20 protein-coding genes are annotated in these 17986 nt (G+C 40.1%); 3 read left to right on the forward strand and 17 right to left on the reverse strand.

The annotated features are described in order from the left end of the window. Nucleotides 1-29: 29 nt before the first annotated feature. The 7 genes from LY624_RS08585 to LY624_RS08615 form a co-directional block, all read right to left on the reverse strand. Complete coding sequence (locus LY624_RS08585; protein ID WP_341804351.1) at nt 30-2522, reverse strand: prolyl oligopeptidase family serine peptidase; 2493 nt, start codon at nt 2520-2522, stop codon at nt 30-32. Between the two features lie 106 nt (nt 2523-2628). Beyond that, the gene (locus LY624_RS08590; RefSeq protein WP_341804352.1) at nt 2629-3792 is read right to left on the reverse strand and encodes an endonuclease/exonuclease/phosphatase family protein; all 1164 of its coding nucleotides are present in this window, start codon (nt 3790-3792) and stop codon (nt 2629-2631) included. Continuing rightward, on the reverse strand, nt 3789-4721 hold the full coding sequence (locus LY624_RS08595; RefSeq protein WP_341804353.1) for a YeiH family protein: 933 nt from the start codon (nt 4719-4721) through the stop codon (nt 3789-3791). Before LY624_RS08595 ends, LY624_RS08590 begins: the two co-directional genes overlap by 4 nt. After that, nucleotides 4718-4894, reverse strand: coding sequence for a DUF2798 domain-containing protein (locus LY624_RS08600; protein ID WP_237118547.1), 177 nt, complete (start codon nt 4892-4894; stop codon nt 4718-4720). Before LY624_RS08600 ends, LY624_RS08595 begins: the two co-directional genes overlap by 4 nt. Before the next feature lie 189 nt (nt 4895-5083). Then, the gene (locus LY624_RS08605; RefSeq protein ID WP_341804354.1) at nt 5084-6232 is read right to left on the reverse strand and encodes a 5-(carboxyamino)imidazole ribonucleotide synthase; all 1149 of its coding nucleotides are present in this window, start codon (nt 6230-6232) and stop codon (nt 5084-5086) included. Nucleotide 6233: 1 nt separating this feature from the next. Then, complete coding sequence (gene purE / locus LY624_RS08610; protein ID WP_054553887.1) at nt 6234-6716, reverse strand: 5-(carboxyamino)imidazole ribonucleotide mutase; 483 nt, start codon at nt 6714-6716, stop codon at nt 6234-6236. A 263-nt stretch (nt 6717-6979) separates the two neighbouring features. Further along, entirely contained in the window at nt 6980-8566 is a 1587-nt protein-coding gene (locus tag LY624_RS08615; RefSeq protein WP_083515305.1) for an ABC-F family ATPase, read from the reverse strand. A gap of 206 nt (nt 8567-8772) precedes the next feature. Here LY624_RS08615 and LY624_RS08620 point away from each other — a divergent pair, with 206 nt between their 5' ends. Both LY624_RS08620 and LY624_RS08625 read left to right on the forward strand, forming a co-directional pair. Further along, nucleotides 8773-9294 (forward strand): TetR/AcrR family transcriptional regulator, encoded by a 522-nt coding sequence (locus LY624_RS08620; RefSeq protein WP_341804355.1) that lies wholly within the window; start codon nt 8773-8775, stop codon nt 9292-9294. Between the two features lie 171 nt (nt 9295-9465). Further along, nucleotides 9466-10674 carry a porin gene (locus tag LY624_RS08625; protein WP_341804356.1) on the forward strand — a complete coding sequence of 403 codons (1209 nt, stop codon included), beginning with the start codon at nt 9466-9468 and terminating at the stop codon, nt 10672-10674. A 375-nt stretch (nt 10675-11049) separates the two neighbouring features. Here the strand turns inward: LY624_RS08625 and LY624_RS08630 are convergent, their stop codons facing one another. The 6 genes from LY624_RS08630 to LY624_RS08655 all read right to left on the reverse strand — a co-directional run bounded on the left by LY624_RS08630 (nt 11050) and on the right by LY624_RS08655 (nt 14005). Beyond that, entirely contained in the window at nt 11050-11433 is a 384-nt protein-coding gene (locus LY624_RS08630; protein ID WP_341804357.1) for a hypothetical protein, read from the reverse strand. 66 nt (nt 11434-11499) lie between these two features. Further along, on the reverse strand, nt 11500-12024 hold the full coding sequence (locus tag LY624_RS08635; protein ID WP_341804358.1) for an AAA family ATPase: 525 nt from the start codon (nt 12022-12024) through the stop codon (nt 11500-11502). Between the two features lie 238 nt (nt 12025-12262). Next, nucleotides 12263-12574, reverse strand: a complete 312-nt coding sequence (locus tag LY624_RS08640; protein WP_341804359.1) for an antibiotic biosynthesis monooxygenase family protein — start codon at nt 12572-12574, stop codon at nt 12263-12265. A 5-nt stretch (nt 12575-12579) separates the two neighbouring features. After that, entirely contained in the window at nt 12580-12990 is a 411-nt protein-coding gene (locus LY624_RS08645; RefSeq protein WP_341804360.1) for a GFA family protein, read from the reverse strand. Nucleotides 12991-13011: 21 nt separating this feature from the next. Beyond that, nucleotides 13012-13443: a DUF3859 domain-containing protein gene (locus LY624_RS08650; RefSeq protein WP_341804361.1), complete on the reverse strand. Its 432-nt coding sequence runs from the start codon at nt 13441-13443 to the stop codon at nt 13012-13014. An 82-nt stretch (nt 13444-13525) separates the two neighbouring features. Next, on the reverse strand, nt 13526-14005 hold the full coding sequence (locus LY624_RS08655) for a GNAT family N-acetyltransferase (protein WP_341804362.1): 480 nt from the start codon (nt 14003-14005) through the stop codon (nt 13526-13528). Nucleotides 14006-14085: 80 nt separating this feature from the next. On the opposite strand from LY624_RS08655, the gene LY624_RS08660 reads away from it, so the two are divergent. Then, nucleotides 14086-14289 (forward strand): hypothetical protein, encoded by a 204-nt coding sequence (locus LY624_RS08660; protein WP_341804363.1) that lies wholly within the window; start codon nt 14086-14088, stop codon nt 14287-14289. Between the two features lie 37 nt (nt 14290-14326). Here the strand turns inward: LY624_RS08660 and htpX are convergent, their stop codons facing one another. From htpX to LY624_RS08680, 4 genes are all read right to left on the reverse strand, one after another. After that, the gene (htpX, locus tag LY624_RS08665; RefSeq protein ID WP_341804364.1) at nt 14327-15187 is read right to left on the reverse strand and encodes a protease HtpX; all 861 of its coding nucleotides are present in this window, start codon (nt 15185-15187) and stop codon (nt 14327-14329) included. A gap of 174 nt (nt 15188-15361) precedes the next feature. Then, entirely contained in the window at nt 15362-16045 is a 684-nt protein-coding gene (bioD, locus tag LY624_RS08670) for a dethiobiotin synthase (RefSeq protein WP_341804365.1), read from the reverse strand. A gap of 13 nt (nt 16046-16058) precedes the next feature. Next, the gene (locus LY624_RS08675) at nt 16059-16850 is read right to left on the reverse strand and encodes a methyltransferase domain-containing protein (protein ID WP_341804366.1); all 792 of its coding nucleotides are present in this window, start codon (nt 16848-16850) and stop codon (nt 16059-16061) included. Further along, complete coding sequence (locus tag LY624_RS08680) at nt 16847-17980, reverse strand: aminotransferase class I/II-fold pyridoxal phosphate-dependent enzyme (RefSeq protein ID WP_341804367.1); 1134 nt, start codon at nt 17978-17980, stop codon at nt 16847-16849. Before LY624_RS08680 ends, LY624_RS08675 begins: the two co-directional genes overlap by 4 nt. Nucleotides 17981-17986 lie beyond the last annotated feature (6 nt).

Here is a 17986-nt window from a genome sequence, read left to right on the forward strand (position 1 = left end):
TAAGTGGCTGTTTTGTATAAGTTCTAAAACTAAAGCGTTTCTTTGAACAACTTATAAATACGACGGTATTCATCTAACCAGCTTGATGGCTGTACAAAGCCATGTGGTTCAACTGGGAAAATAGCTGTTTCAAAGTTTTCTTTTTCAAGCTCAATTAAACGCTGCACTAAGCGTACTGAGTCTTGGAAGAATACGTTGTCATCTACCATAGGTGCGTTGATTAATAAGCGATTTTTCAAACCTTCCGCAAAATAAATTGGTGAACTCTTCTCATACGCAATTGGGTCAACATCTGGGTGATTTAAGATGTTCGACGTGTAAGGACCATTGTAGTGAGCCCAATCAGTTACCGGACGAAGCGCTGCACCTGCTTGGAATAGATCAGGTTGTGTAAATAGCGCCATAAACGTCATGAAACCACCGTAAGAACCACCGTAGGTGCCTACCGCTTGTGTATCTACGTTAGCGTTGTCTGCCATCCAGCTTACGCCGTCTGCTAAATCTTGAATTTCTGGCGTACCCATTTGGCGATAAATTGCTGTACGCCAGTCACGCCCATAACCTTTAGAGGCACGGTAGTCCATGTCCATGACTACGTAGCCTTCTGAAGCCAGTAGTGAATGGAACATAAACTCGCGGAAGTAACCAGACCAACCCATGTGTGAGTTTTGTAGGTAACCAGCACCGTGGTTAAAGATAACCGCTTTACGGTTTTTACCTGTTTCGCCCTCTTTATAATCAGCTGGGTAATATACTTTTGCGTAAATTGGCTGATCAGTGTGGCTTGAAGGCACAGCAACAATCTTAGGTGCAATTAACTTCTTCGCTAAGAACTCACCAGATACCGTATGCGTTAGTTGAGTTGCTTGGGTATTTGCTTTTGCATCAGCAACATATAGCTCAGGCGGCGACATAATCTTAGAGTGGGTTAGCAATAGTTTGCTTTCATCTGGACTTAACTGGTAGTCAGTCATGCCATCAAGGTTAGTGACTTGCTCAGACTCACCGTTTGCAGGGTTTACACGATAGATTTCGTAGAGACCTGGGTGCTCAACGTTTGCTTTGTAGTAAATCGCTGAGTTATCAGCCGTTAACGTTAAGTTAGAAACAACAAATTGGCCTTTAGTAAGCTGCGTTGCTTTACCGTTAAGTGGCTTTTTGTAAATGTGGCTGTAACCAGACTCTTCAGATAAGTAGTAAAGCGTGTCTGAGTTGTTCAACCAACCAAAATCGTTGTATGCGTAGTTTACCCATGCATCGTCATGTAAACGGTGCTGTGAAACAAGTTTGTTGTTTTGTGTATCAACAGTGGCTAACCAACGGTCTTTGTTATCCCATGCTTCAAGCATAAGAGCCACGTGTGAACCATCTGTGTTCCACTGGATAGCACTTTGATCCCAACCCCAATCCATCATTAGGTTGATAGCGCGTGGCGCTTTTTCAGACTTGTAAGTTTTGCCATCACGAGCGTAGTTTTCTTTCTTAACAGCTGCAAGAACGTCTTCATCAAAACCTGGTAAGGTATCGAATGCAAGGGTTGTTTGCTCGCCTGATTTAAGGTCGATGTAAATAACATCTGAGCTGATTGGTTTTTCATCCGCAACGCGACGACGTACTTTTTCAGCTTTTACGCGAGCATCATCAGCAATGTAATTAGGCATGATATCGCCTTCATCACGCCATGAGCGGTTTTCAGTGGTTACTGCAACGAGTGCTTGGCCATTTGGTGAAAGCTGTACATCTGCTAAACGTTTATCTTTGCCTAAATAGAACTGTGAATTAGCAATACTGTCGTTTTGCTCATTAATTTGCTCTTTACGCGCTTCACGGTCTTTTTTGTTTTTGTGAGTCAGCGCAATGTAATCAATTAGTTTGTGCTGCTCTTTTGCAATATACGTGTCTGGCTCTTGCACACCTTTAGGTGCATCGTCTAGGTGTAAGTTAACTAATTCAACTTGACGGCCTGTTGCCAAATCAAGTTTATAAAATGCATTACCTTGGCGATACGCAAGGCTGCCATCCGTTAAGAACTGCGGCTTTGATTGCTGTGCGCTGTCGTGCGTAATTTGTGTAATTTGACCGGTGCTTAAGTTTTTAACAAAGATATTACCTTCAAATGCATACGCCTGTTGCTTCTTATCAGCTGAGTAAACTGCGTTTTTTGCACCTACGGTGTGCAATTTGTTTAACGCTAATTGTGATGCAGACTGACTATTAACCGCTTGAACATATAAATCGCGTAACTCACTACCCTGTTGCTTTTGTGCATAAACAATGCTGTTAGAATCACCATTCCAGAAAGCACGTTCTGGCTGACGGCCTAACCAATCAGGGTGAGCCATTGCTTGCTCTAACGTGATTTCAGCTGAGCCTGTGTCAGCAGGGGTAACAACAACTGGGGCTACATTGGTTACTTGTTCTTCAGAAGGTGTTGAGGCGGTTGATTGACAACCAGCTAGCATAAAGCTAGATGCGACTGCGAGAGCCACTAACGTTTTATTAGCAGTGGTTTTGAATTTCATAGTGCTTCTTACGGGGTTATTATAATTCGCCCTATTTAAGCAGAAGCACTGATGAAATAGCAATTTTTATAGGATAAACAGCCAAACTTTTCCGTTTAATTACAGCTTATTTCAAGCTGATATCAAGCCACACCATACGATGATCAGATGATGCATTACGATCTTTAATCAAACGGTATAATTCTGAACTTTTTATTGGCCAAAATACCCCGCCGTCGTTGATCTCAATACCATAATTAGAAGGGAGTACGTAATCAGCACGGGCTTGCCAATAAGCCGTGTAGTTTTTTGCATATTCTTCTTTATAGGATTGTTTAGCCCCTTTGCTAGAAGGTGTAAATGAGGTATTTATTAGAGGATTTTTCAAAATTTGGTCTGTTGTTTCAGGACGAGCTTTACTTCCTTCAGGTGCTGCATTTAAATCACCAACAATCACAAAGCGACTTTTCGCTTTTAAGCCCCCTTTTTGACCTTTATCATCATAAATGTAGTTAGCATTGTTGATGTAATCAGCAATCAGGCGCACTTCATCGTGGTTACGCTTACCGTTACGGTCTTCATCACCATCAAAAACTGGTGGAGTTGGGTGTGAAGCAAGTAAATGAACCGTTTTTCCTTTAACATCAATTGGTAAATCCCAAAATGATTTAGAGCTTAGGTGAATTGCTTGCCATTCCTCAGCAGAATACCAGTTTTTACCTGTTTTAGGGTCGATAGGCATTTGTGCATTAGGCATATCTTTATATTTGAATGTTTGTAAAGTACGCGCTTTATCTAAATCAATTGGGTAGCGAGAAAGTACTGCCATTGCATAATGCCCTTCAAAGAAGCCAAAGCCTTGCGCGTCGCCTTTGTAATGCCCCTTTACACCATCGTTATCTAAATCAAACTCAGTAGGTAACCCCGTATTGACTGGTGCAATAAAATAATACGGATAATCAATTGCAACCTGCTTATTTTGCGATACTTGCAGGTAGTTTTTACGAAATACGTTAATGCCTTTGTCGGCATCAATATAATCAAACTCGTTCAGTAGAATAACATCTGGTCTTACACGTTGAATAATCTCTGCTATGTTGCGAATTTGCTGGTGGTTACTTGCTAATGCTTTGCTTAATGCATCTTTATCGACCGCCTCACCTTTTTTAGCATAGTTTGTTGCATCCATGCTCACGTTGAAAGTGGCAACACGCAGATCTGCAGCCGCTAAATTATTAGCAAATAAGCCTGCAGCGAGTGCTATTGAAGAACTTAATAAGGAATTTTTCATGAAATAAATCCGTCTACTATTAGTAGTAAAATAATACTGCTGACAATGATCCATAAAATCATCGCCATGATAAAAGGTTTAATGCCCGCTTGTTTTAAGACTGAAATTGATAAACCACTGCCGATTAAAAATAAGGTCATTACTAAAACTTGCTTAGCACCGATGTTAAGGGCATGCCACAATGTTTGATACTCTGGAAAACTTGAGTTAATAAGCGCAGCCGCCAAGAAACCTATAATAAACAAGGGTATACTGGCTTTTTCATCAGACTTCCAAAACACACCCGCGATGCTTGTATAGGGGATGATCCACATCGCTCTGGTGAGTTTAATAGTTGTTGCAATAGCAAGTGCTGATGCGCCATAAGCAGCGGAAGCCCCTACTACACTACTGGTATCGTGAATCGCAAGTGCCGCCCAAACCCCAAATTGCTGCTCAGTCAGGCCAAAGTAATGACCAATCATTGGGAATAACACTAAGCCGAGGGCATTTAATAAAAACACCACAGCGAGTGATATAGCTACTTCGTGATCTTTGGCCTTTATAACCGGCGCCATTGCAGCTATGGCGCTACCACCACAAATGGCAGTACCAAATGAAATAAGTACACCGGTGTTTTTATTTAATTTAAATAACTGCGATAAAATTTCGCCAAGGCCAATAATCGCGGTAATACTAACGATTGTAAGCACAATAGAGCTACGCCCTACTTCTATTACTTGACTAAAATCAACAGCAAAGCCGAGGCCAATAACCGCTAATTTTAGCATCCATTTACTCATTTTTTGTGACTGTGCTGCAAATGGGTTACCTAATAACATGGCAAACAAAGCACCAACAACAAGTGCCGTAGCTGAGCCAACAAATGGCAAAGCAGATGCTATAAATAACGCTATAAATAGTATTTGTTTTGGGCGTTCGGCTATCACAACGGCGCTCTGATTAGTTTGTTGGTTAACTTATGTACTACAGGTGCGACAAAAATAACGGTAGGAAATGCCACACAAAAAGCAAAAGCCCATGCTTTAAGCCAAATGGTTGCAATGCTATCGATTAAACCAACATTAAAAATACTGATCACCAATGACATAAATCCAGACATAAACAGCGCCATAAAAAACGCAAATACGACTGTTCTAAATCGAGGATGTAACATAACAAGCTAATATTAATATAAAAATATTAGTCTATAGGAAGAAAAACCTGACGCAAGTGCTTTGAGACAAGAGGTGTTATTCTACTAGAGGAATTAAAAGCCGAGATAAACTCGGCTTCTTAGAATTTAAACTGATCAGTTTAAAATAAGTTGGGTACTGGTAGCAGCTACGCCTGGGTAATCGTGCTCGGGCAGCACTTCAGCAAGTGCCGCTAAACGCTCACCAAGCTGATGAAGATTATTGGCCGAAACATTAATATGCCCCATCTTACGACCCGGTTTAGCCGTTTTACCATACCAGTGACTTGTAACGTCTGGCGTTGCAAGTACTGAGTGTGGAATAGAAGGCTGGCCTAGTACATTGATCATAGCAGTAGGACGAAGTAACTCTGTACTACCTAATGGTAAACCAGCAACTGCACGCATATGATTTTCGAATTGTGAGCAATGTGTACCCTGCTGTGTCCAGTGACCAGAGTTATGAACGCGTGGTGCAATTTCGTTTACTAATAACGTACCTTGCACATCAAAAAACTCAATTGCTAATACACCTACATAATCAAGTTCTTGCGCAAGCTTGTTAAATGCAACCTCAGCTTGTTCTTGGATCGCTGCTTTTTCTTTACCCGCAACTGAAAGCGTAAGTACACCGTTAATGTGTTGGTTTTCAGTGAGGGGATAAATAACTGTGTTACCCGCTTTGTCGCGTGCCCCAATAATAGATACTTCACGGTCAAACGGAATCATCTTTTCAGCGATAATCGAGTGCGGTGCAGTTTCGGTGCCTGATGCGATGAAATCTGCCATTTCTGACCAGATTTGGTCAATTTCATCATCAGACTTTAAGCGCCACTGCCCTTTTCCATCGTAACCCGCTTGGCAAGTTTTGATCACAAGCGGCTTGCCTAAGCGCTCTACAGCAGCAATAAGGTGTGCTTTTTCTGTAATTAATTGGTAAGGCGCACATTCAACATTTGTTTTATCAAGTAATGCTTTTTCAAGGGCGCGGTCGCCACCGGTTTTAATCGCTGCTTTACCTGGGTAAAACTTATTGCTTTGACAGCATAGCGTTAGTACATCATCAGGAATGTGTTCAAACTCAGCTGTAATGGCGTCTGCGTTATCAATAGCTTGTTGTAATGTGCTATTGTGAACTTCACCGGTTAACGGATGAATGATTTTTTCAATACCCACATCGTAGGCAACAACATTTAAATCAAGCGGTGCACCCGCTAAGCTCATCATGCGAGCTAACTGACCTGCACCTAAAATTAGAATATTCATATTACTCTGCAGGATTAGGGTTAGCTAAGATAGTGTCTGTTTGTTCTTTACGGAAAGCTTCAACTTTTGCGAAAATTTCTGGCTGTTGGCAACCTAAAATTTGTGCCGCTAAAAGGCCAGCATTTGCAGCACCCGCTTCACCGATAGCCAGTGTACCTACCGCAACACCTTTAGGCATTTGGCAGATAGATAATAAAGAATCAACACCATTAAGTGTTTTAGATTTAACTGGCACGCCTAAAACTGGCAGTGAGGTAAACGCCGCGGCCATACCAGGTAAGTGCGCAGCACCACCGGCACCGGCGATAATAATTTTAATGCCACGATCTGCAGCTGAGCTTGCATAGTCAGCAAGTAATTGAGGGGTACGGTGAGCAGAAACAACTTTAGTTTCGTATTCAATGCCAAATTTTTCTAGCATTAATGCCGCATGTTCCATCGTTGGCCAGTCTGATTTGGAACCCATAATAATGCCAACTGTCATAAATACACCTCAGTTAAATTGTTTTCTAAAAAGCGGACTTTTGTCCTTATTTTGTGGCGGGTATTATATACCCAAACCACATCAAGATGCGAGTTTCAGTTGGAATTAAAAGCGATTTAGGCAAGGCATTGATTGCAAATAATAGTGGTTCTATTGTTAAAATCGATAACGCAGTATAAATCGCTTTTAAACCACATCAAGATGCGACTCTAGAAGCACAAAAAAGCCATGACATGCATGGCTTTTAATCACTCATAAGCACATTATGCTTCTTTGCTTGCTAGGTACTCAGTGTATGTACCTTTAAAGTCGATAATTTTGCCGTCTTTGATTTCCCAAATACGGTTAGCAAGTGATGATACAAATTGTCTATCGTGTGATACGAACAACAAAGTCCCTTCGTATGCTTCAAGTGCTAAGTTAAGCGCTTCGATAGATTCCATATCCATGTGGTTGGTTGGCTCATCCATTAATAAGATGTTTGGTTTATGCATCATAATTTTGCCAAACAACATACGGCCTTGCTCACCACCTGAAATAACTTTTACTGACTTTTTAATGTCGTTTTGTGAAAACAGCATACGACCTAAGAAACTACGAACAACTTGCTCGTCGTCACCTTCTTGTTGCCATTGTTCCATCCACTGGAATAAGTTCATATCTTGTTCGAACTCGTCAGCATGGTCTTGTGCGTAATACCCAATATTAGCGTTATCAGACCATTTAAACTCACCTTGTTTAGGTGCTAAACGACCTGCAAGGGTATTTAATAATGTAGTTTTACCAACACCGTTCTCACCGATGATCGCAATACGCTCGCCTACTTCAACTAAGCCTTCAAGGCCACTGAAGAGCATGTTATCGAAACCTTGTGCTAAGTTTGTTAGCTCTAAGGCATTACGAAATAATTGCTTTTCTTGTTCAAAGCGAATAAATGGGCTTTGACGCGAAGATGCTTTAACTTCTTCAAGCTGAATTTTATCAATTTGTTTAGCACGTGATGTCGCTTGCTTTGCTTTTGAAGCGTTTGCAGAGAAGCGCGATACAAACTGTTGAAGCTCAGCAATTTGGCTTTTCTTCTTCGCGTTTTCGCTAAGTAGACGCTCGCGAGCCTGTGTTGCAGCAAACATGTACTCATCATAGTTACCAGGGTAAATACGAAGCTCGCCGTAATCGATGTCAGCCATGTGTGTACATACTGAGTTTAAGAAGTGACGGTCGTGCGAAATGATGATCATGGTGCAGTCGCGCTGGTTTAACACGTCTTCTAACCACTTGATGGTGTAGATGTCCAAGTTATTGGTAGGCTCATCGAGTAGCATGATGTCTGGATCAGAAAACAGTACTTGTGCAAGTAACACACGCAGTTTAAAACCCGGTGCGATTTCAGACATAGGGCCGTAGTGCTGTTCTGTGCCAATACCAACACCAATCAGTAACTCACCCGCTTTTGCTTCTGCTGAGTAACCATCCATTTCGGCAAACTCAGTTTCAAGGTCTGCTACACGCATACCATCTTCTTCGCTCATTTCAGGCAAGCTGTAAATACGGTCACGTTCTTTTTTTACTTCCCACAGCTCTTTATGACCCATGATTACCGTGTCGATTACAGAAAACTCTTCGTAAGCAAACTGGTCTTGGTTTAGTTTTGCAACACGCTCGTTTGGATCTGTACTGACGTTACCTGAAGATGGTTCAAGCTCGCCACTTAGGATTTTCATGAAGGTTGATTTACCACAGCCATTCGCACCGATTAAACCGTAACGGTTACCATCGCCAAATTTTGCTGAGATATTTTCGAATAAAGGTTTAGCACCAAATTGCATGGTGATATTAGCTGTACTAATGATAGCGGTACCCTCCAGCGGGTAAAAAAGTAAAACGAAACTGTGTGCAATTTTAAACTAAAGCCGCCTAGCACGCTATGAAAGATTGTTTAAAACAACCTAGTCATTTTACAACTTAATTAACTAGGTCTATCTTTAGTGAACATGCTCACTTTTATTAGTGAACGCGCTCACTTTAAAATTACTTTAAATAAAACAAGATAATAGCTATGGGCAATCATAATAAGACACACCAGCATATTTTAAATACTGCGTGGCAGCTTTTCGCAGAGCATGGATTTAATGATACGTCTACACGTCAAATATCTTCTGCTTGTGGTGTTGCTGTCGGTACTTTGTTTAAACATTTTGAGAGTAAGATCGCGATTTTGGAGGCATGTATTGAATTGAGGTTTAATGATGTATTAGAGCGCGCTAAAGAAACCGATATTCATCGCCCTCCCCGATTAAAGATCAATCATTACGCACAATACTTTTACCAATTTTATTGCTTACATCATCAATTTTATAAAGTGCTATTTAGTGAGCGTTTATTTTCTAAAACATTCCAACAGCGACATATGGAGTTAATTCAAACTTTAGTGTTTTCTGAACAACCACAGTTTAATAAAGTAAAGGCTGCCATCTTGTTGGATTGTTATTTTATGACCCTTATTTATGGGTTAAGTGCTGAAATCCCTAATACCAAACTAATGCTCAGAACGTTGAGTCAAAAAGTGTCTATTTTTTAACTAGAGTAAGCCATTGATAATTCAACATAGTGAACCTAAAATGAATAAATTTTCCCCACAAAGCGGTTCTTTCATGATTTTTTTTCACTTTTTCATGCATTTTAGCTTTGATAATCTCATTCTTTTAGTTAATTTAGACCTATTAGGGACAACAATTAAACAAGGTACTTTATGAAAAGAACACACGCTGCCATTTTTCTCGCTGGCTTAACGATAATCCCAACAGCAAATGCCATTGAGATTTATAAAGATGAAACAAACAGTGTCACTTTTGGCGGCTTTATTGATGCAAGAGTTATTAACACTCAAGGGGAAACCGAAATTGTAAACGGTGCATCACGCATTAACTTTGATTTTAAACGACAATTAAAAAATGGCTGGCAAGCTTTTGCACTACTTGAATGGGGTGTAAACCCTGTTGGCAGCACAGACATAATCTACAATAACCGCTTTGAATCGATTCAAGATGAGTTTTTATATAATCGATTAGGTTATGTAGGATTAAAACACGATGACTATGGCCAAGTAACAATCGGAAAGCAATGGGGTGCATGGTATGACGTGGTCTACAATACAAACTATAGCTTAGTGTGGGACGGTAACGCTGCAGGTGTCTATACATACAATAAAGATGATGGTGCGGTAAATGGCACAGGCCGTGGTGATAAAGTACTCCAATACCGGAACACTTGGGGGAAATTTCATGTTGCATTGCAAGCTCAGTTGAAATCGGATGACTTTTATACCTGCGACATAGCGGATATATCTCGTAGTTCATGCGAATTATTATTTGAGCAAGGTAACCCTGCGGCGCAAAATGTTGAGTTTAACTCGACTTATGGCGCAGCTGTTACCTATAGAGCAACTGATAACCTAAAATTTACTGCCGGTATTAACAGAGGTGAATTCGATATTGTTTATGCAGATGGCCGTGACCAGCTTGTTACCGATTTAATTTACGGTGTAGGTATAACGTATGGTGACTTTTACAAACTAGGTTGGTATGCCTCTGCCAATATAAATAAAAATGAAAACCACGATACCGATAATTTAGGTCGTTTGATAAAAGATGCTGTCGGTTTAGAGTCTATCTTAAGCTATCGCTTTGATAACGACATTCGTACTTTCGTTGCTTATAACGTATTTGACGCAGGTGATGATTACGTAATTCAACCTAACTTTAACGCCGACCCACAAGACGTATTTAAACGCCAATTTGCTGTAGTAGGCGCGCACTACTTTATGAGCGATGACACTATTTTGTATATAGAAGCTCGTAAAGATTTTAGTGACTTTTCGAGTAATAACGCTGAGCAAGAAGCTCAAATGTCACAAACAGAAGATGATGGTATAGCCATTGGATTTAATTACACTTTGTAATTAGCAATTAACGCTTAAGCCCACCTTGGTGGGCTTTTACCTACCCTATTTTATGCACTACTCAAATATTTTGCTTTTTAGCCGCAATACCAATCAATAAACTAATTCTAGTTACATCAATTTCAAGCATTTCGTTTATGCTCTTTTACTAACTAAAAGAATCGGAGCGTTAGCTCGGATTATAGGATTTGTTATTGGTGTGGTGTTAATTATATTTAAATTAAAAAAGCATTGGGCGTTTTTAAAACAAACGTTTAAACCTTTATGAGCGGTACAAACTTGTTTTATAAACATAGCAGATCCATTACAGATAATTTGAGTTAGCCTAAAGATAGATATTTTTGTCAATTGATACGATCTGCTATGTTCCAGACTCTATAATCGGTGCAGCCCAATTGGAGTTGCATCTAGCTCGAGATTTTGGCAATAATTTGAGAGCATATAATCCAAATAGCTCAAGTCCTTAAGCTGCTCTAAATTGACAGGTCTCACTGTACATAATGGCCTGTGCCCTGCGATATTTATGTGAGTTAGATAAAAACGCTTACCCGAACCTTTAATCCCAAAACCACTTAAACCAAGCGAGCTTGCTAAAGAGGTATATGGCTCAAAGTCAAAACGATAAAAATTCATATCATTTATATCATTAGGGCTGACCTTATAACTCTGATTATAAGAAAAGAAATCGCTTGAAATTACAGCCATCTCATTAAACATGGCTTCAATTTCATCAAAGCCCTTAAGTACATAATTTCCCATGACGACCTCTTTTAAGCACAAAACCTATGAGAACAAACGCCTTATTTAGGGTTCATTAATATTTGGCTAAAATGTATTCGTAACCAAAGTTTCATTGTGTCTACTGAGTAACTCACTCAACTCTTTCTTACTTTGCTCAGGGGTGTTGCCCGCAGTATCTATGACAATACGTGCTGTTTCCCACAAGTGATAATCTCTTGAAATCACACTTTCCCATGATGGAAGTAAAAGATTTCGAATATCTGTTTGCCTGTTTTCTACACGTTGTCGATGTTCGGCTTTATTCGAGCAGATAACTTCAATTTCTATATAGGGTGATGAAGCTTTATTTGCTACGTTTATCCAACCTTCTCGAGATTCCAAAACTGGATTTGTTGAGTCAGCTACAACACAAAGGCCGCTTTTTAGATTTTCTAACGCAAGAGCAAAAGCTACCTTGTAACCTTCGTCATGTAACTTGTTAAAACCACAGTTTTTTAATTCTTGCTCAATAGTATCAATACGAATATGAACTGCGCCCAAGGAAGAAGCTAAAAACTTTGAAAGTTCAGTCTTACCTGTTGCGGGTAGACCGCCAAGGATATATAACATAAAGCCTATGAATTCCTTCCATGTTGCTTTTTAAAAGTGTGCATTTAGGGTGTTTGACACTTAAAATATTGTCATAAAAATTCAAGAAAAACGATCGCATTCGATAAACAGAGAAGATTCCACGCTTGAGTTCCTATAACTACTTACCCTGTTTACCAAAATACTTAAATTTAACGTTATGCTGAGATAGACCTTAACTTAAATACAGTATGATGTGTTCCTTTAGCGTTAGTGACTATTACAATGAATAATCACGTTCTACCTTCGCAATACGCGTTGTAAACGCGCTGTACCATTTGTCTTTACCCAGCTGTTGTGCGGTTAAGTGTTCTACGTTTTGCTTCCACGATTTAATGGCATCTAGATTTTGCCAATAAGATACTGTAATACCCAAACCATCACGAACAAACTCCATTCCTAAATAGCCAGGTTGTTGCTCTGCAAGCTCCACCATTCTATTCGCCATTTCTTCATAGCCAGCGGTATCGTCAGATAAGGTATTCGTGAAAATCACGGCGTAATAAGGCGGTTTTGGCGTATTCGCTATCATGGTTGTTACTTCCCTCTACTTGGTTCAAAACCATCGTAACATGGGATTTCTGTGTTAAACGTATCCCAGTTTGCTTTAGAGCTCACAAAGTTATGACTGATTGGACGCTCGTTTATATCGCTATCTAGTAAACCTAAGCGAATACGTAAGCGGTTTGAATCGTCTTTATTCTCGCTATATACAGGCGAACCACAGCAGCTGCAAAAATAGCGAATTCTACCTGGTTTAAATTCAAAGGCACTTAGATGCTGTTTGCCTTCTGTGAGGTTAAAACCATCTCGTTGAATAAAGCCATTGGTTGCGTAGGCTGTACCTGAGTTTTTACGGCATAAAGAGCAATGACAATGAATAATTGAGTCAATGCCACCAGCAATAGTTACTTTTACTTTGCCGCACAAACAACTTCCTTGATACATAGTCCCTCTCAGGTTTAAAGATTAATAACCGCGATGCTTCCAAAACTCAGTGGCAGTGCCTTCGGCTTCCTTTAATAAGTTAAAGGATTTATCGGCAATTATATGGCCATTTAACTCAATAGTCATGCGCCAAATACCGACTTTATTATCAACAGGCGCCCATATCGTATCACCTAAATAAAACTGCCAATCGTTTGTTTTAACGTACTGCTCTCCCTCAAACGGTGGCATGATCTCGCCATCCTCATCGGGGATATCTGGGTGGAAAACGCAAAATTTAATTTTTTGTCCTTTGGCCTTTTTAATATTAATAATAAAGCCAAATTCAATATCTAACTGTGCAGGAACGTCTGTTGTAAATTCGGTGATTTGAGGCAGGTCTTTTTCTTTTGCATCCCAATGACTGTAAATACCGTAACTTTCAATACTGGTAATTGCTTTGGCCTTTGCCATAGTTGCTGGCGCTCCTTTGTGAAAATAAGGCGCTATTTTATAGTAGCAACTCTAGCAGAACAAGATTGTACTATTATAGTAATTAGCAAACGTACTTTACCCAGTGAGCGTCATGTTGTTGAAAGCCGCATTTAGTCAAAAGTTTAATACTGGCGCTGTTATTTGGGTTAACTAAAGCGACCACACTGTTTAGTGGTGCCGTTACAAAGGTAGCCAGTTTTTCAAATAGCATATCTAATACCTTTTGCATTATTCCTTTGCCAAAGTATTGCGATGCCAATTCAAAGCCCAACATGCCCTGCCCGTCAATTATGTTAAATAAGCCCACGCTACCAATAACTTGCCCACTACTTCGTAAAACAATAACTAAACGAATGCCTTGTTGATTATAAAAACGTTCTATGTCGCCTTGAATAAAGTCATACACGTCACCTTTCGTTATATCAGTGTCGTAATCGTTAAACGTTTGTACTTGCGGATCTTTTAAAATATCCCATATCGCTTGGCAATCTTTATGACGAATTGGGCGTAAGTCAAAGGCTAAGTCATCGTGGCTAGACACGTTAATTTCTTCTTTTTTCTTTATGAGCTGGCATTATTGTCTTACTATAAACGCAATTTCAAGCAATTAGATTAAGTTCGATGAGTGAAGAATTTAAAGTAATTCAACCTACCACTACAGTTTACTGTAAAGAACGTGGCGAAGGCTGGACCTTAACAGGCATCACCAGTATTGATGAACACACATCTGTGATGTTCGATGGCGTAAGGTATACCTTACCAGCCCGTGAAATTGTTGAGGTATTATTGCCACAACAACTCGAGCACGAGAAAAAACAACAATAAAAAAGCCAGCATCAAGCTGGCTTTTTCGTGTTTAAGATTAACGTAATGCGTTAATACGCTCATCAAGAGGTGGGTGCGATGAGAATAACTCGGCAACACCTTTACCGCTTGCAATACCAAACGCCATCATTGAACCTTCTAGTTGTGATGGGTGGTTTTGTTTTAAACGCTCAAGGGCGCTACGCATTTTATCTGCACCTACAAGCTTAGCAGCACCGGCATCCGCAGAGAATTCGCGTTTACGGCTATAGTAAGCAACAATCACACTCGCTAACACACCAAATAGCACTTGGAAAATCATATCGAACAAGAAGTATGTCCAGCTACTACCGCCCTCTTCTTCATCACTATTAAGAAAATTATCAACAATACCTGCCAATACTTTCGCCATAAAGATAACAAAGGTATTCACTACACCTTGGATAAGGGTAAGCGTAACCATGTCACCATTTGCAATGTGAGATACCTCATGAGCCAATACCGCCTCAGCTTGATCTTGGTTCATATTGTGTAATAAACCTGTGCTCACAGCTACCAGCGAGTTGTTCTTACTTGGGCCGGTCGCAAAAGCGTTCATTTCAGGGCTATCGTAAATAGCCACTTCTGGCATCGCGATACCTGCTTTATTCGCTTGCGCTGCTACCGTCGAAACTAACCATTGTTCTGTTTCAGAACGAGGCTGTTCAATAACATGTGCACCGGTTGATTTTTTTGCCATCCATTTCGACATAAATAACGAAATAAACGAGCCACCAAAACCAAATACAGTTGAAATAACTAAAATGCCGCCTAAACTGCGATGGCTAATACCGAGTACGCTCATCACAATAGACAACACAATACCTAACACTAGCATTACCGCTAAGTTAGTCAGTAGAAACAAAAATACACGCTTCATAAAAACCTCAGAATAAACATACCAATTGTATTAACTAACGACATGGTTAAAAATCGTTAGTTAATAAAATTATCTGGGTGTTCTACCAACTCAGTTTAGGGCTTATGCAATTGGTTGCAAGGAACTAATTACAACCAATTGTGACAGAGTATGTCAAAAGTAACAACTCAATTATTATGGGTTGATAGATAAAATTTCAAGTAAGGTTTTGTAAATTTTTAATTTAGGGGTGCCGTCTGTATACGGACTAATCGCTAAAAGGGGGAAAGGTAATGCGGATTTTAAGGTTTCTAAATTGGCGTCTTGTTCACGCATATTTGGGTCTACATGATTTGCAATCCAGCCCACACAATTTATACCTAGCGCTTTGAAATGAGCTGCTGTCAGTAAAGCGTGATTTAGGCAACCTAGTTTCATACCCACGACTAAAATCACATCAAGCTGCTGTGATTTAACCCAATCACTGAGCAAATCGGTTTCGTTGATAGGTAAACACCAACCCCCTGCTCCTTCTGTAAGAATATAATCGGTATTGAGTGCTTTTACATTCGCATAAGCAGCATCGAGCTTGTCAAATGTCAGTCTGTCGCCTACTTTGGCAGCTGCAATATGCGGTGCAATGGGTGGCTCATAGGTAAAGGGGTTAACTATGTTATATTTAACCCCAATTGATGAGCTTTCCATTAAGGTTAATGCATCATCATTAACTAGTTGGCCAAATGCCTCTTCTGCACCTGCTGCAATGGGTTTAAAACCAACCGCACGCTGTTTATGTTGTGCTAGTAAGTTTAATAATAAACTGGTGACATGGGTTTTTCCGGCATCAGTGTCTGTACCCGTAATAAAAAATTCTTTCATTTTTAAGTTAATTCTATTTTTCTAGTACTAAAAGGACAACTTGATAGCTCACTCTAGCATGCCCATCAACCAGAGGGTAAGCCTTACAAACACGATTAAGTGCCTGCCTTGTTAATAACCCTTGGCGCTTTTGCTTAGTTTGCAATGAGGTAGCGCCAATCGCTTTTATCGAGCGCAGTGCTTCTAAGGGAGAGTTATAGGCATCTATATAACATCTATCGGCTGCAAAATTCAGTTTAAACCCCGCCAATTTTGCATACTCAATAATGTGAATAGCACAATGAAACTGATTAATATGGTTTTGCTCGTCTAAACAAGCAAAAGCCTGTTTGATCTCTTTGAGGGATCCATCTACCACGCAGCTTAAATAAACCTTACCACCTGCTTTTAGGGAATAAAAAAGACTTTTAAGTAGCCCTTTTAAATCAGCAGACCATTGCATTGCAAAATTACTAAACACACAATCAAGGGAGTTTTGCTGTAATGGTAGGTTATCCATATCAGCACACACTTTTAAACAACGCGGGCTTTGCTCTGTGCTTAGCATGGAATGACTTAAGTCCATTGCCAATACAGTATCAAAATGTGTTTTAAGCATTGCAGTGTTAACTAAAGGCCCTGCCCCTAAATCAAGGCAAGTACCCTGCTGATGTTTACTTGCCATCATTTTAAATAAATGCGCAGCCGCTTGTTTTTGTACATTAGCATGGCTCGCGTAATTTGCAGCCGCTTTAGAGAACTTGGTTTGTGTTGTTAGCTTATTACTGTGTTGAAAGCTTAAAGGCGCTTGCAGTTGAACACTCATAAACACTCCACTAACGAATCAACCAGCTGTTTTATATCGTCAGCTTGATGCGCGCTACTTATGGTTACTCTAAGTCGTGCCGTATTAAATGGCACCGTTGGCGGTCTAATAGCTGTTAACCACACGCCTTTATTTTTAAGCTTATTAGCAACGGCAAGCGTGTGTTCTGCATCACCCAATACCAAAGGCTGAATTGCCGTTGTTGATTCCATTAATGCTAAGTTATGTTCTTTTGCAAGCGCTCTAAAGTAGGCAATATTCTCTGTAAGCTGAGCGCGTCTCTTATCCGCTTTTAATAACTTTTCGAGTCGCTCTAAAGTACAACTTGCCATCAGTGGTGACATCGCCGTTGAATAAATGTATTCGCGATTAAACTGCAACATGTAATCAATCATTTGTTTTGATGTAAGCAGGCAAGCACCACTACTTGCTAGTGCCTTGCCAAAGGTGACGATCAGTAAATCAGGCTTGATTGCCTCACAACTTCCTAAACCTTGCTCGCCCAATACGCCAAAGCCATGAGCATCGTCAATCATCAGCCACGCATTGTATTGTTTAGCAAGTTTACAGAGTGCCTCAATGGGGGCTTGATCGCCATCCATCGAAAACACCCCTTCACTTACTATGAGCTTATGCTTGGCTTTTGACTTTTGTAACCGAGATTCTAAATGCTTAAGGTCGTTATGATTAAACCGCACCATGGCAGCGGCAGAGTGAAGACCGCCATCAATTAAGCTGGCATGATTGAGCTTATCTTGAAATATTGCCGATGATTGCGCCACGGTTTTATCTTGAAACAATGCTTTTAATACGCTGCTATTAGCACTAAATCCGCTATTAAATAACATGGCGCTTTCATAGCCTAATAACTCGCATAAACGCTGCTCAAGCTTTTGCTGCGCTTGATTATAACCATTTACTAGCGCTGAACTGTGGCTACCTAGTTGCTGCGCTTGTATTTCAATAAAATCATCCGCAAAGCCAAGGTAGTCATTACTGGCAAAATTTAAATACTGTTTGCCTGCAACCTGAATAAAGCGCCCGCTTGATTGCTCAACAAGTTGACGCTTTCTCAGTAATGCATCTGCTTGTCGCTCAACAAGATGCTCGGCAATAAAATCAAAAGCCATTTAATT

Source organism: Pseudoalteromonas sp. N1230-9 (assembly GCF_032716425.1).
In the GTDB taxonomy this organism is placed as follows: domain Bacteria; phylum Pseudomonadota; class Gammaproteobacteria; order Enterobacterales; family Alteromonadaceae; genus Pseudoalteromonas.

Bases quoted from the DNA above. Each gene is read 5' to 3' on its own strand.
- LY624_RS08600 (WP_237118547.1), bottom strand. From the start codon at position 4,894: ATGTCTGGATTTATGTCATTGGTGATCAGTATTTTTAATGTTGGTTTA.
- LY624_RS08585 (WP_341804351.1), bottom strand. From the start codon at position 2,522: ATGAAATTCAAAACCACTGCTAATAAAACGTTAGTGGCTCTCGCAGTC.
- LY624_RS08625 (WP_341804356.1), top strand. From the start codon at position 9,466: ATGAAAAGAACACACGCTGCCATTTTTCTCGCTGGCTTAACGATAATC.
- LY624_RS08680 (WP_341804367.1), bottom strand. From the start codon at position 17,980: ATGGCTTTTGATTTTATTGCCGAGCATCTTGTTGAGCGACAAGCAGAT.
- bioD (WP_341804365.1), bottom strand. From the start codon at position 16,045: ATGAAAGAATTTTTTATTACGGGTACAGACACTGATGCCGGAAAAACC.
- LY624_RS08620 (WP_341804355.1), top strand. From the start codon at position 8,773: ATGGGCAATCATAATAAGACACACCAGCATATTTTAAATACTGCGTGG.
- LY624_RS08650 (WP_341804361.1), bottom strand. From the start codon at position 13,443: ATGGCAAAGGCCAAAGCAATTACCAGTATTGAAAGTTACGGTATTTAC.
- LY624_RS08645 (WP_341804360.1), bottom strand. From the start codon at position 12,990: ATGTATCAAGGAAGTTGTTTGTGCGGCAAAGTAAAAGTAACTATTGCT.
- LY624_RS08675 (WP_341804366.1), bottom strand. From the start codon at position 16,850: ATGAGTGTTCAACTGCAAGCGCCTTTAAGCTTTCAACACAGTAATAAG.
- LY624_RS08590 (WP_341804352.1), bottom strand. From the start codon at position 3,792: ATGAAAAATTCCTTATTAAGTTCTTCAATAGCACTCGCTGCAGGCTTA.
- LY624_RS08660 (WP_341804363.1), top strand. From the start codon at position 14,086: ATGAGTGAAGAATTTAAAGTAATTCAACCTACCACTACAGTTTACTGT.
- LY624_RS08635 (WP_341804358.1), bottom strand. From the start codon at position 12,024: ATGTTATATATCCTTGGCGGTCTACCCGCAACAGGTAAGACTGAACTT.
- LY624_RS08630 (WP_341804357.1), bottom strand. From the start codon at position 11,433: ATGGGAAATTATGTACTTAAGGGCTTTGATGAAATTGAAGCCATGTTT.
- purE (WP_054553887.1), bottom strand. From the start codon at position 6,716: ATGACAGTTGGCATTATTATGGGTTCCAAATCAGACTGGCCAACGATG.
- LY624_RS08640 (WP_341804359.1), bottom strand. From the start codon at position 12,574: ATGATAGCGAATACGCCAAAACCGCCTTATTACGCCGTGATTTTCACG.
- htpX (WP_341804364.1), bottom strand. From the start codon at position 15,187: ATGAAGCGTGTATTTTTGTTTCTACTGACTAACTTAGCGGTAATGCTA.
- LY624_RS08605 (WP_341804354.1), bottom strand. From the start codon at position 6,232: ATGAATATTCTAATTTTAGGTGCAGGTCAGTTAGCTCGCATGATGAGC.